This is a genomic window from Gordonia sp. 11cp (assembly GCF_057767225.1).
The window spans coordinates 5,134,726-5,147,377 of the sequence record NZ_CM173437.1 but is presented as its reverse complement, the minus strand read 5'-3'; the positions used below and the strand labels follow the sequence as shown (position 1 = coordinate 5,147,377).

Here is a 12,652-nt window from a genome sequence, read left to right as displayed (position 1 = left end):
GAAGGAACCCCATGTCCGACACCGTCACACTCGACGCGCAGCCCGGCCCCATCGAACTCGACCTCGCGCACACCGCCCTGATCATCATCGACATGCAACGGGACTTCCTGCTGCCCGGTGGTTTCGGCGAGACGCTGGGCAACGACGTCAGTCAGTTGCAGCGTGTCGTCGCTCCGCTGGTAGGTCTGCTCGACGCCGCCCGCGCGGCCGGCATGCTCATCGTCCACACGCGAGAGGGGCACCTGCCCGATCTGTCGGACTGTCCGCCCGCCAAGCTCAACCGCGGGCTCCCGTCCAAGCGGATCGGTGATCCGGGAGCCTTCGGCCGCATCCTCATCCGGGGCGAATACGGCCACGACATCGTGGACGAACTCGCACCGCTCGACACCGAGGTCGTCATCGACAAGCCGGGCAAGGGTGCCTTCTATGCGACGGAGCTGGCGGCGATCCTGGCCGACAACGACATCACCCAGTTGCTCGTCACCGGTGTGACCACGGAGGTCTGCGTACACACGACAACGCGCGAAGCCAACGATCGAGGGTTCGAGTGCGTCGTCGTATCCGATTGTGTCGGTTCGTATTTCCCTGAGTTCCAGCGTGTCGGACTGGAGATGATCGCCGCGCAGGGCGGCATCTTCGGCTGGACCGCACCGAGCGAGGACGTCATCGCCCTGCTGACGTCCGCCACCGCTGAGGACGTCGTCGGTTCGGCGTGAGCCGTCCGGGACCGACGACTCCGATCCCAGACCCCTTCTCGAGACACCGGCGTCTCGTACTCCCAACTCGACCACTCCGGAGGAAGTCATGAGCGCCACCACCGATCCAGCCCCTACGGCCGACCCGCCGTCACCCCCACAGCAGTCCAAGGTCGCCTGGTGGACGCGCGGGGACACCAACGCGTTCTTTGGTCTCGGGTTCAACATCCTGGTCAACGTGCTGACGCTGACCGGACTGATGATCGGGGTGATCGGTCTCAGCGCGGAGAACGTCCTCGGTACCGTGCTGCCCGCCCTGGGGGTGGCTCTGATCCTGGGCAACCTGTACTACACCTTCCTGGCACGACGCCTCGCCGCGCGTGAGGGACGCGACGATGTGACCGCGCTGCCCTACGGTCCGAGCGTGCCGCACATGTTCATCGTGGTGTTCGTCGTGATGCTGCCGGTGTACCTGAACACCAACGACGCGATCCAGGCGTGGCAGGCCGGTCTGGCGTGGGCGTTCATGATCGGCGTCATCGTGATGATCGGCGCCTTCGTGGGTCCCTACGTCCGCAAGCTCACCCCGCGAGCGGCGATGCTGGGAACCCTGGCGGGCATCTCGATCACCTTCATCTCGATGCGGCCGGCCGCGCAGATGTGGGAGGCGGCGTGGATCGGCCTCCCCGTGCTGGCGATCATCCTCATCGGGTTCTTCACCGACGTGAAGCTGCCCGGCAACATCCCGGTCGGCCTGGCGGCGCTGCTCGTCGGCACGGCGATCGGCTGGGCCGGCGGGTACATGTCCGTGCCCGACCTGACCTCGGCGGTGGAGAACGTCGCGATCGGCATCCCGGATCAACGTTTCGATCTGCTGTTCAACGGACTCGGTGATCTCGCACCCCTGCTCGGCACGGCCATACCGCTCGGTGTCTACAACTTCACCGAGGCGATGAGCAACGTGGAGAGCGCCGCGGCGGCGGGAGACAACTACAACCTGCGCAGCGTCCTGCTGGCCGACGGTGCCGGCGCGTGTATCGGTGCGGCTTTCGGGTCTCCGTTCCCGCCCGCGGTCTACATCGGACATCCCGGCTGGAAGGACGCGGGTGGGCGCGCGAGCTACTCCCTCGCGAGCGGTGTGGCCATCGGACTGCTGTGCTTCCTGGGTATGTTCGGAGTGCTCAACGCACTGTTGCCGGTCCCGGCGATCGTCCCGATCCTGCTGTTCATCGGCTTGCTCATCGGCGCTCAGGCCTTCCAGGCGGTGCCGCGCCTGCACGCGGTCGCGGTGGTGGCGGCACTGCTGCCGAACCTCGCCGAATGGGGTCGAGGGCTCATCGACAACGCGCTCGCGGCGGCCGGCACCACCGCCGACGAAGTGGGTATGGAGGCGCTCGGCGGCGCCGGGGTGATCTACGAGGGCCTCAAGACGCTGGGCGAGGGTGCGGTGCTCGTCGGTCTGGTCCTCGGCACCATCGTCACGTTCATCCTCGAGAAGAAATTCCACTACGCCGCGATCGCCGCGTCGGTCGGCGCCGTCCTGTCGTTCATCGGGCTGATCCACGCGCCCGAGGTGTCGTGGGCGGCGGCCCCCGCGGTCGCGCTCGGCTACCTTCTCTTCGCGGCAGTGTGCATCGCGCACTGGTTCCTACCGGGGGCGCGCACGCCCGTGGTGGTCGACGAGTCGGACGTGGTCGCCGGTCACTGACCTCGATGACCAGGCGGTCGGGCCGGTGCGACACACCGGCCCGATCGCACCGATGTCTGCTGACCGCGCGTTTTGTTCTCCGGCGCGACCATGCGCTAGAGTCTGACCTCGGTTCTGGTGAAGCATCTGCGGGTGCCGAACGGAGCCGGAGCAATCCCCCATAGCTCAATTGGCAGAGCATTCGACTGTTAATCGAACGGTTACTGGTTCGAGTCCAGTTGGGGGAGCAGAACAACCCCCGTCACCTGTACCAGCAGGGGGCGGGGGTTTTCTCGACTCACGCCACCCACGGAAGACCCACGGGAAACCCGGTCCCGGTCTCGTCGCGCTGCGGCGAGCCGCTGCTCGGACTCCGCATCGCCCGAAAATTCGGTGAAGTGATGCGTTTGGCGGCGGAAGGGGAGGGTAGGCGACCTCCATGCACCCAGAACCATCGTCACGGTCTGTTCTCGTGATCGCCGATCCCGGTGCGACGGAGTCGATCGGCGAACACTTGTCCGAATCACTGTCAGCGGTCGAAGAGAGTACGGATCGTTGGCAGGTGTCCACCCGAAGTCATGCGTACCCGATCGACGAGCACACCGACTTCGCCGAAGTGGTCGATACTGTCGATCCCGAGTCGGCGACCGAAGACATCGTCATCTACCTCACCGACCTACCCCGTCGGCGGGGGACGGCCCCGATCATCGCCGAGATCGATCTGTCGAAACGCCTCGGAGTGATCTCGATACCCGGTATGGGTGCTGCCTTTGTCGATCGGCGTGCGAGGAACCTGGCTCGGATGATCGTGACCGAGGTGTCCCGCGGACCGGCTGAACCCGGAGCGGAGAACGAGCGCTTTCAGCGGGTGCAAGATCACGACGTCGTCCAGTATGTCTCGCCGTCGAGGCTGTCACGCCTTCGGCTTCTCGCGGGCATGGTCTACGCCAATCGGCCCTGGCGAGTCGTCGCCGGAATGTCGAAGGTGATGATGGCGGCGTTTGCGACCGGAGCGGTGAGTCTGGCGTACGGGACCATGTGGCAGCTGTCGGACATGATGGGCCCGTGGCGGCTGGGGGTGGCCACCATTCTGTCGATAGCTGCGATGATCGCCTGGCTGATCGTCGAGCACGATCTGTGGGAACGGCCGCCCTCGCGGGAGGAACGCGAGCGAGCGGTGCTCTACAACATGTCCACCATTGTCACGCTGACGATCGGGGTGATGGTCTTCTACGTTGTCGTGTTCGCTCTGCTGCTCCTGACAGCATGGTGGACGATACCGCCGGAGATGGTCGCGGACCAGATCGGTCACCCGGTGGGCGCCGCGTCCTTGGTGACGATGGCGTGGTTGGTGGCGTCGGTGGCGACACTGGGTGGCGCCCTGGGGTCGGGTATGGAGGATGACGACGCCGTGAGAGCGGCGACCTACGGAGCTCGACAACGCCAGAGATTCGAGCGCGACGACCGTGGTGGTCGGCGTTCGGGGAAGAGTCAGGGTCGGTGACGACAGCGGAAAGCCCTTCGGCTGCATGAGCAGCTGAAGGGCTTTCCGCATCGACGGCCCTATTCGCGGGGGTAATCCTCGGGGTCGGTCTCGACCTCGGTGGCCTGCTCGGCGGCGTCGGCGTCGTTGGCATCGAACGGCACGGTGGGCTCCGCCGCCTCGGCGGGGTCGGGGTCCGTCGGCTGGGCTTGCTCGATCGCGTCGGCCTCGTTTGCCTCGATCGGCAGGTCGGCTTCCGGTGACGTCATCGGGTTGATCCTCTCGTCGTCGAACTCCTACGTATCCACGTGTACCCGACGAGATGGAATTCAGTCTCCGCCGCTGTGTCGCCCGTCGTACTGCGCCTGCGCGTCCCGGACGACGGGCATGTTGTCCTGCACGAGTTCGATCAGTCCGCTCAACTGGTCGGCGACCTGGCGGCCCAGCGGGGTGAGGTGATACTCGACCTTCGGCGGGATGGCCTCGAGGACGGTGCGCACGATCATGCCGTCGCGCTCGAGGTTCTGCAGGGTCTGCGACAGCATGCGTTCACTCACGCCGTCGACGCGTCGTCGCAAGGCGCTGAACCGATAGTTGCTCTCTCCCAACGCCATCAGCACGAGGCTTCCCCAGCGACCGGTGACGGTCTGCAGCGTCGTCCGAGATGAGCAGTCTCGGGCGAAGACATTCGCTTCGAGGGACTCGTCGCTGGTCTCGGTCACGTCCTCAACGGTAGTCGAAGCGACGAGATCTTGCTAACACATCGTATTGCACTTACTAAAAGTTAGTGCATACTGGCGACCACCACCCAGAAAGAGGACACCATGACCACAGCAGTGACCGGCGCGACAGGACATCTCGGCGGACTCGTGATCGAGGAACTACTCGCTCGTGGCGTCGCGGCCACCGACGTCGTCGCGATCGTCCGGGACGAGTCGAAGGCGTCGAAGCTCGCGTCGCAGGGCGTCTCGGTCCGCGTCGCCGACTACGACGACCCGGAGTCGTTGCGGACCGCACTCGCCGGAGTCGACAAGCTGCTGCTCATCTCGGGCGCCGACATGGGCCGACGTGTCGCCCAGCACACCAACGTGATCGAGTCCGCGGAGGAGAACGGCGTCGCACTCATCGCCTACACCAGCCTGCTTCACGCGGACACGAGTGGCTTGAGCCTGGCCCCCGAGCATGTCGCCACCGAGGCCCGGCTGAGCAAGTCGCCGGTTTCCACCGTGATCCTGCGCAACGGCTGGTACTGGGAGAACTACCTGGCGGCCATCCCGCAGGCGGTGTCGACCGGGACGCTCTTCGGGGCGGCCGGTGAGGGAAGGCTCGCGGCCGCTGCCCGTGCCGACTACGCGGCCGCGGCCGCGGCTGTCCTCACCGCCGATTCCGATCAGGCCGGCAAGGTCTACGAGCTGGGTGGGGACGAACGGCTGACGTACGGAGAGTTCGCCCGCGCGATCGGTGAGGCGGCGGGTTCGACCGTAGAGTACCGCGACCTCTCGGAGTCCGATTACCGGGCGAGTCTGGTCGGCGCGGGCCTGCCCGAGCCGGTCGCCGCGATGCTGGCGAGCTCGGACGCGGGGATCAGTCGCGGCGAACTCGACACCACCTCCGGTGATCTCCGGTCGCTCATCGGCCGGTCGTCGACCCCCGTCGCCGACGTCATCGCCCAGGCGCTCGGCTGACGCTGCTTCGCTGTCGCCGCCTCCGGTCATCCGTATCGGTCACCTCCGTCGTGGGTCCGCAGGCGGCGATCGCGGCGTGGATCATCCGGTCTGCGCCGCGGCGATGAGTTTTCCGGCGCCACCGGGTCTGTCCGCATATATTGCTCGTGCCGACAGACGACGGGAATGCCAAGCCATGCCGCAACTACTCAGAGTCCAGAACTTCTCCATCTCGCAGGACGGGATCGGGGCGGGGGAGAACCAGACGTTCGAGCGTCCCTTCGGTGACCGCGTCGAACCCTGGGAACTGATGTCATGGGCGGGTGCCACCGCCGGCTGGCCCAACCGGACCGACCCGGGTGGCACGCGGGGCCTCGACGACTACTTCACGCGCGACTTCTCCCACAACATCGGCGCGGAGATCATGGGCCGCAACAAGTTCGGCCATCAGCGCGGCCCGTGGACCGACCATGAGTGGCAGGGTTGGTGGGGCGACGAACCGCCCTTCCACACGCCCGTCTTCGTGCTGACGCACCACGTGCGACCGTCGTTCACGCTCGGCGACACCACTTTTCACTTTCTCGACGCGACACCCGCCGAGGCTGCCGAGCAGGCGAAGGCCGCGGCCGACGGCAAGGACGTACGCATCGGCGGCGGCGTGAGCACCGTGCGGGAATTCCTCGACGCCGGCCTCATCGACACCCTGCACATCGCCGTCGCGCCGGTCACGATCGGGGAGGGGCTGAAACTCTGGGAGTCGCCCGAGGAACTCGAGGACCGGTACCACCACGAGTCGGTCCCCAGCTCCAGCGGGGTCACTCATCACCTGTTCTGGCGCGAGTAGGGCCGGCCGGCCGCTACCCGGTTGCGTTTTGTCCCGGCATCCGGGACAAACCACAACCGGATGGCGGCGGCGGTGGAATGCGATCGCCGATCGGCGTAGTTGTAGGGACCATGACGGAACTCTCCAGCAAGGCCACGACTCTGCTCGACCTCCACCAGCCCGGAAATCCGGTCATCCTGCCCACGGTCTGGGATGCGTGGTCGGCGAATCTCGCGATCTCCGCGGGGTTCACCGCGCTCACGGTCGGGAGCCATCCGGTGTCGGACTCCATCGGCAAACCCGACAACGAGGGCATCACATTCGATGAGCTGACCACCCGGATCCGGCAGATCACGGCGGCCGTCGACGTCCCGATCTCCGTCGACATCGAATCCGGCTACGGGGAAGACCCGAAGACACTGATCGACGGGTTGATCGCGGCCGGCGCCGTCGGCCTGAACATCGAGGACACCGTGCACAGCGAGGGCGGTCGTCTCCGCGAGGCTCAGGAGCACGCCGACTTCGTGGGCGCATTGCGGGCCGCGTCCGACGCCACCGACGTCCACGTGGTCATCAACGCGCGTACCGACCTCTTCGTGAAACAGGTCGGGGACGAATCCGATCGCGTCGACCGCGCCATCGAGCGACTGAAGCTGGCCGCCGAAGCCGGTGCGGATGTGTTGTATCCGGTCGGTTTCCACGACGACGCCACGCAGAAGCGGCTCACCGCGGAGCTGCCGTTGCCGGTCAACGCGATCGGGCATCCGACCAAGAACTCGAAGTCGGCCCTGGCCGAACTCGGCGTCGCCCGGGTCAGTTTCGGGCCGATCTTCCAGATGGTGCTCGCCGAGCGCGCCGCCGAGGTACTCGAGCCCTGGAAGTAGCCAGAACATCCCGTCCGGGTCGAAAGAACCCGGACGGGATGTCGGTGGTGCGGTCTACCGTCGGCACATGGCACTCACGAAATCCGAACGAGAAGCGTTCCTGTCCGAACCCCACGTCGCGGCGTTGTCGGTGGAGGCCGAGCCCGGCCGGGCGCCACTGACCGTCCCGGTCTGGTACCAGTACGAGCCGGGTGGACGTCCCTGGCTGCTCACCGGGACCGAGTCGCGCAAACTGCAGCTCATCCGGGCAGCCGGGCGCTTCACGCTGATGGTCGACGAGGTGACGCCGCGGCTGATGTACGTGGCCGTGTCGGGGGATGCGGTCGACATGGTCGCCGGCACTCGCGCCGACCTCCAGGAGATGGCGGCGCGCTACCTCCCGCCCCAGGCGGTGGACCCCTACGTGGAGATGGCCGAGAAGGACCACGGCCCGCAGACGAAACTGTTCCTCGAGCCGAAGCAATGGGTGTCTCTGGACCTCGGCAGCCTCTGATCGTCGGGCACTGATCCGGCAGCGAGACGAACCGGCCGGGAACGTCTCGCTACATTGAACGCATGCCGAAGCCGCGTTCCACGTCCGACCAGCCCGACTCCGGGGGCACCGCACCCGGTGCCGAGTCCGATCTGTCCGTCGACCCCGGCTCGGCACCGGCGAATCCCCCCAGCGACGCCGCGGAGGTGAACCCTCTCCACGGCGCCGAGTTCCTGCAGGCCAACCGCAGCAACCGCGACAAGTACCGCGCCGAGGCCGAGGCCAAAGCGGAGAAGGCGGCTCGCAAGGCCGGTCGCAAGCGTGGCTCGGAGGGTTCCGGTCCCGCAACCCGTTCGGCGGCGACCGATTCCGCAGGCCCGGACCCCGCCGCGCCCACCGACGACCCGCCCACCGACGACCCGAAGTCCACCGACACCGATGCGGACCGCACGCCGCGCAAGATCGACCCCGCGGCGTCCGGTCGTCGTGGCTCTCGGTGGACCGGATGGACCTCGGCGGTCGGCGCCCGGCCCTGGGCCGTGATCGCGCTGGTCGTGGCGGTCATCGCCCTCGCGGCGTCGACCGCGGTACTCGCGGTGGCCTATGTGGACGCCGACGAGCGGGCCGAGACGAGCGCGTCGGCCGGCGCCACGTCGTCGCTGCTCGAGACGGCGCGCCGGTACGCGGCCGAGATCTCCACCTACAACTCCGCCGATTACGCCGACCTCGACCGGCGCATCCGGGAGATCTCGACGCCCGCCTTCACCCAGACCTACATCGAATCCTCGCAGGACGCGAGACGCGGATCGACTGCGGCCGAATCGGTCTCGACCGCGAAGGCCGACAACGCCGGCATCATGTCCGTCGACGACGGCAAGGCCGTCGTGCTGGTGACGCTCGACCAGACGCTGAAATCGCCACAGACCGCCCAGGAGTTTCCCGAGGGATTCCCGTACCAGTCGCGGGTCAAGGTCACTCTCGTCGAACAAGACGGCCGCTGGCTGATGGACGACTTCGCGGTGCTGTAGGGGCGTCAGTCGGCCACGTGTGGGCCGAGCAGTATCCGCATCGCGAGCGCTTCGATCCGCTCGGGCGAGGGCGGCGGGGACTGGCGCGACAGGTCGGTCACCACGTTGAGTGCCGCGTGCACGAGGAACCGGGCCTGTGAGAGCGACAGCTCCTCGCGGTCCCGGGTGAGCCACGTGGCGAATTCGTCGACGGTGATCCGTTGCTGATTGCGCAGTTCGGCGCGAGCCTCTGGGGTGGTGTGCCCGATCTCGGTCTCGTAGATCGAGATCAGATCCGTTGTGCTGGAGCTCAATCGGATGTAGGCGGCGAGTATCGCGACGATCGCCTCCCGGGGCGTCGTCGATGCGGCGAGGGCGTCGGCGATCGCAGACGTGACCCGATCGGTGGCGCGCCAGAACGATGCCTCGAGGATCGCGACCTTGCTCGGGAAGTGGCGGTACACGCCCGACGCGGGCAGGTCGGCCGCGTGTGCGATGTCCTCGATGGTGACGTCCCGGAACCCGCGGGCGGCGAAGAGTCCGATGGCCTCGGTCAGGATGACCTCACGTTTGGCGGCGGGGGCGAGTCCGGTGACTGTCGGTCGTTCGCGAGCGGTGGGGGCGGGTAACCCGACGTCGAGCAGGCCGATCGCGGCGCCGGACATCAGCGCCGTCGCCTCACGGGCGGGCAGCGCGGCGCGGTGGGTCGTGGGACTGGCCGCGACGCTGATCATCGCCGCGGCGACGAGATTGGCGTCGGAGTCGTTCAGCGATGGCCGCAGTCGCCGGGCGGCCGCCCGCACGCGACGGTGCTGGTGCACGACGACGTCGCGGACGATCGCGACGTCGGCGGGCTCGAGGTACCGCGATTCCCAGCGATACAGCCCGCCGCGGCGCCGGTTGTCGAACGAGGTGGCGGTGATCGCCTCGAGGAGCGCGTGCAATTCCTCCGGGGACCCCTCGGGGACGGTGTCGAGTACGTCGCGCAGGCCGGTGGCGAGTTCGGCGGTGGTCTCGGCGAACAGTGCGTACTTGTTCGGGAAGTGCCGGTACAGGGCCGGCGCGGAGATGCCGACGGCCTCGGCGATGTCGTCGAGTCGTACCGCGTGATATCCGCCGTCGCTGAACGCCTTCGCTGCGGCGTCGACGATCATGCGTCGCCGGTCGGCGGGGCGACGACGCCGGACGCCCGGGTCCGGGCGTGACGTCTGCGGGCGGGCGGTCATGACGACACAGCCTAGCCGGAGACCACGTTCTCGTGACAGATTTCCGGGCCAGGCGGTAAAACCGCAGTAGAGGAGCACAAACTGATCTGATAAGTTAACGAGAATTCTCGTGATCTGCGTCGCATTGTGATAGTAGTCTAGGCGATGGCACAGATGCGGGGCACTGTGTCTATCGGAACCGGCATGAATGGGGAGTGGTAGTGAGCGACGAGATCACGCACGACGGAGTGGTGACGTCCGTGGACGATTCCGGGATCGGACGTCTGACGATTTCTCGACCGGAACGGATGAACGCCCTCGACGGCCGGGCCGAAAAGGCGATCGAGGAGACCTTGTCGGAGTGGTCGAAGCGGGATGACGTCCGCGTCGTCGTGATCGACGGCGCCGGTGGCAGTTTCAGTGCCGGTGCCGACGTCCGGGGGTTCGCCGAGCGGTCGACCGAAGGTGGCGCGTCCGGCTTCACCCGGGAACAGGCCCGGGCGATCATCTCCGGCGGCTCCGCCCTCGTACGTGCCGTGCGTTCGGTTCCGGTCCCGGTGATCGCCTCCGTCGACGGCGCGGCCGCCGGGATCGGTGCGTCACTCGCACTCGGCGCCGACCTCATCTACACGACGGCGCGGTCGTACTTCCTGCTCGCATTCGTCAACATCGGTCTGATGCCCGACGGCGCCGCGTCGATGTCGTTCGCCACGGCGGTCGGTCGCGTACGCGCCAACGAGCTGGCACTCCTCGGCGAGAAGCTGCGTGCCGCAGAAGCTCTCGAGGCCGGACTCGTCAACGGGGTCGTCGACGACCGTGCCGCGCTCGACGAGGTGGTCGGCACTGTGGCCCGAAAGCTGGCGGGCAAGAGTGCCGCTGCGCTCCGGCTCACGAAGGCAGCGCTCGACGCGCACACGATGTCCGGTTTCGACGCCGCCATCGAGCGAGAACTCGACGGCCAGACCGAACTGCTCCAGTCCCCGGAGTTCCAGGCGGCGATCAGTGCGTTCGCCGGCGCCTCCCGGTGATTTTCGCGCCACGCCGGAAGAACCACACACCACCCGTCCCGACCCCATCACCACCAGAGAAGACAACGAGGAGACCGATCGTATGACCGCGACCGTCGACACCTTCAGCGACCTGGCCACCGAGCCACTGCGTTCGCGCCGCAACCACTGGAACAACCAGATCCGCCGCCACGCCTTCATGACCCCGGACAAGCCGGCGCTGAAGTTCCTGGGCAACGTCACCACCTGGAAAGAACTCGACGAGCGCAGCCGGGCGTTTGCCGCCGCGCTGAGCCGACGCGGCGTGCAGTTCGGTGACCGGGTCCTGATCGTCCTGCTCAACCGCTCGGAGTACGTCGAAGCGGTTCTGGGCGCCAACCTGATCGGCGCCATCCCCGTGCCGGTGAACATCCGGATGAGCCCGGCCGAGGTCGCCTTCCTCGTCAACGACAGCGGTGCCAAGGTGATCGTCACCGAGACGCTCCTCGCGCCGCTGGCCGACGCCGCGGGCGCCGCCACCGGCGCGATCGAGCACACCATCGTGGTCGGCGGATCGGACAAGGAGAATCACCTCGACTACGAGTCGCTGGTTGCCGAGGATTCGTCGGATCTCGAGGAGATCGACGTTCCCGAGGACACCGTCGCGCTGATCATGTACACCTCGGGCACTACCGGAAAGCCCAAGGGCGCCATGCTCACCCACACGAACATGCAGGCGCAGGCCGTCACCTGTCTGCAGGCTCTGCAGACCCGGTCCGATGACATCGGCTCCTGCGTCGCGCCGATGTTCCACATCGCCGGCCTCGGCGCGATGGCGCCTCTGTTCTACATGGGTGCGCTCTCGGTGATCCATCCGCTCGGTGCGTTCGACCCCGACGACATGCTCGACACGATCGAGAAGGAGGGCACCACCTCGATCTTCCTGGTGCCCGCGCAGTGGCAGGCCGTCTGCGCCGCGCAGCAGGCCAAGCCGCGCGACCTCAAGCTGCGGGTGATCAGCTGGGGCGCCGCCCCGGCGTCGGACACGGTCCTGAAGGCGATGAACGAGACCTTTCCGGAAGCGCTGAACGTCGCTGTCTTCGGGCAGAGCGAGATGTCTCCGATCACCTGTGTGCTCGAGGGCCGGGACGCGCTGCGCAAGATCGGCTCGATCGGCAAGGTCGTCCCCGCGGTCACCGCCCGCATCGTCGACCCCGAGGGGAACGACGTGGCGCAGGGTGAAGTCGGCGAGATCGTCTACCGGGGCCCGAACATGATGAAGGGGTACTGGCAGAACGAGCAGGGCACCGCCGACGCCTTCGCCGGCGGCTGGTTCCACTCCGGCGACCTGGTCCGCGCGGACGAGGAGGGCTTCCTCTACGTCGTCGACCGCGCCAAGGACATGATCATCTCCGGTGGTGAGAACATCTACTGCGCCGAGGTCGAGAACGTGCTCTTCGGTCATCCGAGCATCACCGAGGCGGCGATCATCGGTCGGGCGCACGAGAAGTGGGGCGAGGTGCCGGTGGCCGTGGTGGTGCTGGCCGACGGAGTCGAGGACCTGACCCTCGCCGACCTCGAGCCGTACCTCAACGAGAACCTCGCCCGGTTCAAGCATCCGAAGGACATCGTCATCGTCGACGAACTGCCGCGCAACGCCGGCGGCAAGGTCGTCAAGCCGACGCTGCGTCAGAGCTACGGCAGCAAGGACGCCGGCCTCTCCGACTGACGCCACCCTCCAGACCG

Annotated in this window: 13 protein-coding genes and 1 tRNA gene; 11 read left to right on the top strand and 3 right to left on the bottom strand. The window is 67.2% G+C overall.

Annotated elements, in window-relative coordinates; translation table 11 throughout:
- The first annotated feature begins 11 nt into the window (after positions 1–11).
- From AC3B6C_RS23035 to AC3B6C_RS23020, 4 genes are all read left to right on the top strand, one after another.
- Complete coding sequence (locus AC3B6C_RS23035) at positions 12–716, top strand: cysteine hydrolase family protein (RefSeq protein ID WP_488374266.1); 705 nt, start codon at positions 12–14, stop codon at positions 714–716.
- A gap of 88 nt (positions 717–804) precedes the next feature.
- Entirely contained in the window at positions 805–2,403 is a 1,599-nt protein-coding gene (locus tag AC3B6C_RS23030; RefSeq protein ID WP_010841207.1) for a permease, read from the top strand.
- 154 nt (positions 2,404–2,557) lie between these two features.
- Positions 2,558–2,630, top strand: a tRNA-Asn gene (locus tag AC3B6C_RS23025).
- A gap of 191 nt (positions 2,631–2,821) precedes the next feature.
- Complete coding sequence (locus AC3B6C_RS23020; RefSeq protein ID WP_488374265.1) at positions 2,822–3,886, top strand: hypothetical protein; 1,065 nt, start codon at positions 2,822–2,824, stop codon at positions 3,884–3,886.
- Positions 3,887–3,945: 59 nt separating this feature from the next.
- On the opposite strand, the gene AC3B6C_RS23015 is transcribed toward AC3B6C_RS23020, so the two are convergent.
- Positions 3,946–4,134 (bottom strand): hypothetical protein, encoded by a 189-nt coding sequence (locus tag AC3B6C_RS23015; protein ID WP_010841205.1) that lies wholly within the window; start codon positions 4,132–4,134, stop codon positions 3,946–3,948.
- Between the two features lie 60 nt (positions 4,135–4,194).
- Positions 4,195–4,587, bottom strand: a complete 393-nt coding sequence (locus AC3B6C_RS23010) for a winged helix-turn-helix transcriptional regulator (protein ID WP_010841204.1) — start codon at positions 4,585–4,587, stop codon at positions 4,195–4,197.
- A 102-nt stretch (positions 4,588–4,689) separates the two neighbouring features.
- Here AC3B6C_RS23010 and AC3B6C_RS23005 point away from each other — a divergent pair, with 102 nt between their 5' ends.
- From AC3B6C_RS23005 to AC3B6C_RS22985, 5 genes are all read left to right on the top strand, one after another.
- A complete protein-coding gene (locus AC3B6C_RS23005; protein WP_055475464.1) occupies positions 4,690–5,550 on the top strand; it encodes an SDR family oxidoreductase in 861 nt (286 codons plus the stop codon).
- Between the two features lie 175 nt (positions 5,551–5,725).
- Positions 5,726–6,373, top strand: a complete 648-nt coding sequence (locus AC3B6C_RS23000; protein ID WP_014927392.1) for a dihydrofolate reductase family protein — start codon at positions 5,726–5,728, stop codon at positions 6,371–6,373.
- 110 nt (positions 6,374–6,483) lie between these two features.
- Complete coding sequence (locus AC3B6C_RS22995; protein ID WP_010841201.1) at positions 6,484–7,236, top strand: isocitrate lyase/PEP mutase family protein; 753 nt, start codon at positions 6,484–6,486, stop codon at positions 7,234–7,236.
- A gap of 67 nt (positions 7,237–7,303) precedes the next feature.
- Complete coding sequence (locus AC3B6C_RS22990) at positions 7,304–7,729, top strand: pyridoxamine 5'-phosphate oxidase family protein (protein ID WP_010841200.1); 426 nt, start codon at positions 7,304–7,306, stop codon at positions 7,727–7,729.
- A gap of 62 nt (positions 7,730–7,791) precedes the next feature.
- The gene (locus tag AC3B6C_RS22985; RefSeq protein ID WP_488374263.1) at positions 7,792–8,736 is read left to right on the top strand and encodes a hypothetical protein; all 945 of its coding nucleotides are present in this window, start codon (positions 7,792–7,794) and stop codon (positions 8,734–8,736) included.
- A gap of 5 nt (positions 8,737–8,741) precedes the next feature.
- Here AC3B6C_RS22985 and AC3B6C_RS22980 read toward each other — a convergent pair whose 3' ends face one another.
- Positions 8,742–9,941: a TetR/AcrR family transcriptional regulator gene (locus tag AC3B6C_RS22980; RefSeq protein WP_035716995.1), complete on the bottom strand. Its 1,200-nt coding sequence runs from the start codon at positions 9,939–9,941 to the stop codon at positions 8,742–8,744.
- Positions 9,942–10,141: 200 nt separating this feature from the next.
- Between AC3B6C_RS22980 and AC3B6C_RS22975 the strand changes: the two genes are divergently transcribed.
- Positions 10,142–10,948 (top strand): enoyl-CoA hydratase-related protein, encoded by an 807-nt coding sequence (locus tag AC3B6C_RS22975; protein WP_010841197.1) that lies wholly within the window; start codon positions 10,142–10,144, stop codon positions 10,946–10,948.
- Positions 10,949–11,030: 82 nt separating this feature from the next.
- A complete protein-coding gene (fadD5, locus tag AC3B6C_RS22970; protein WP_010841196.1) occupies positions 11,031–12,635 on the top strand; it encodes a fatty-acid--CoA ligase FadD5 in 1,605 nt (534 codons plus the stop codon).
- The last annotated feature ends 17 nt before the right edge of the window (positions 12,636–12,652 follow it).

What these genes read in the sequence shown, in the direction of transcription:
- AC3B6C_RS22980 (WP_035716995.1), bottom strand. Translation starts at nt 9,941, where the DNA reads ATGACCGCCCGCCCGCAGACGTCACGCCCGGACCCGGGCGTCCGGCGT.
- AC3B6C_RS23005 (WP_055475464.1), top strand. Translation starts at nt 4,690, where the DNA reads ATGACCACAGCAGTGACCGGCGCGACAGGACATCTCGGCGGACTCGTG.
- AC3B6C_RS23015 (WP_010841205.1), bottom strand. Translation starts at nt 4,134, where the DNA reads ATGACGTCACCGGAAGCCGACCTGCCGATCGAGGCAAACGAGGCCGAC.
- AC3B6C_RS22985 (WP_488374263.1), top strand. Translation starts at nt 7,792, where the DNA reads ATGCCGAAGCCGCGTTCCACGTCCGACCAGCCCGACTCCGGGGGCACC.
- AC3B6C_RS23035 (WP_488374266.1), top strand. Translation starts at nt 12, where the DNA reads ATGTCCGACACCGTCACACTCGACGCGCAGCCCGGCCCCATCGAACTC.
- AC3B6C_RS23000 (WP_014927392.1), top strand. Translation starts at nt 5,726, where the DNA reads ATGCCGCAACTACTCAGAGTCCAGAACTTCTCCATCTCGCAGGACGGG.
- fadD5 (WP_010841196.1), top strand. Translation starts at nt 11,031, where the DNA reads ATGACCGCGACCGTCGACACCTTCAGCGACCTGGCCACCGAGCCACTG.
- AC3B6C_RS22990 (WP_010841200.1), top strand. Translation starts at nt 7,304, where the DNA reads ATGGCACTCACGAAATCCGAACGAGAAGCGTTCCTGTCCGAACCCCAC.
- AC3B6C_RS22995 (WP_010841201.1), top strand. Translation starts at nt 6,484, where the DNA reads ATGACGGAACTCTCCAGCAAGGCCACGACTCTGCTCGACCTCCACCAG.
- AC3B6C_RS23030 (WP_010841207.1), top strand. Translation starts at nt 805, where the DNA reads ATGAGCGCCACCACCGATCCAGCCCCTACGGCCGACCCGCCGTCACCC.
- AC3B6C_RS23020 (WP_488374265.1), top strand. Translation starts at nt 2,822, where the DNA reads ATGCACCCAGAACCATCGTCACGGTCTGTTCTCGTGATCGCCGATCCC.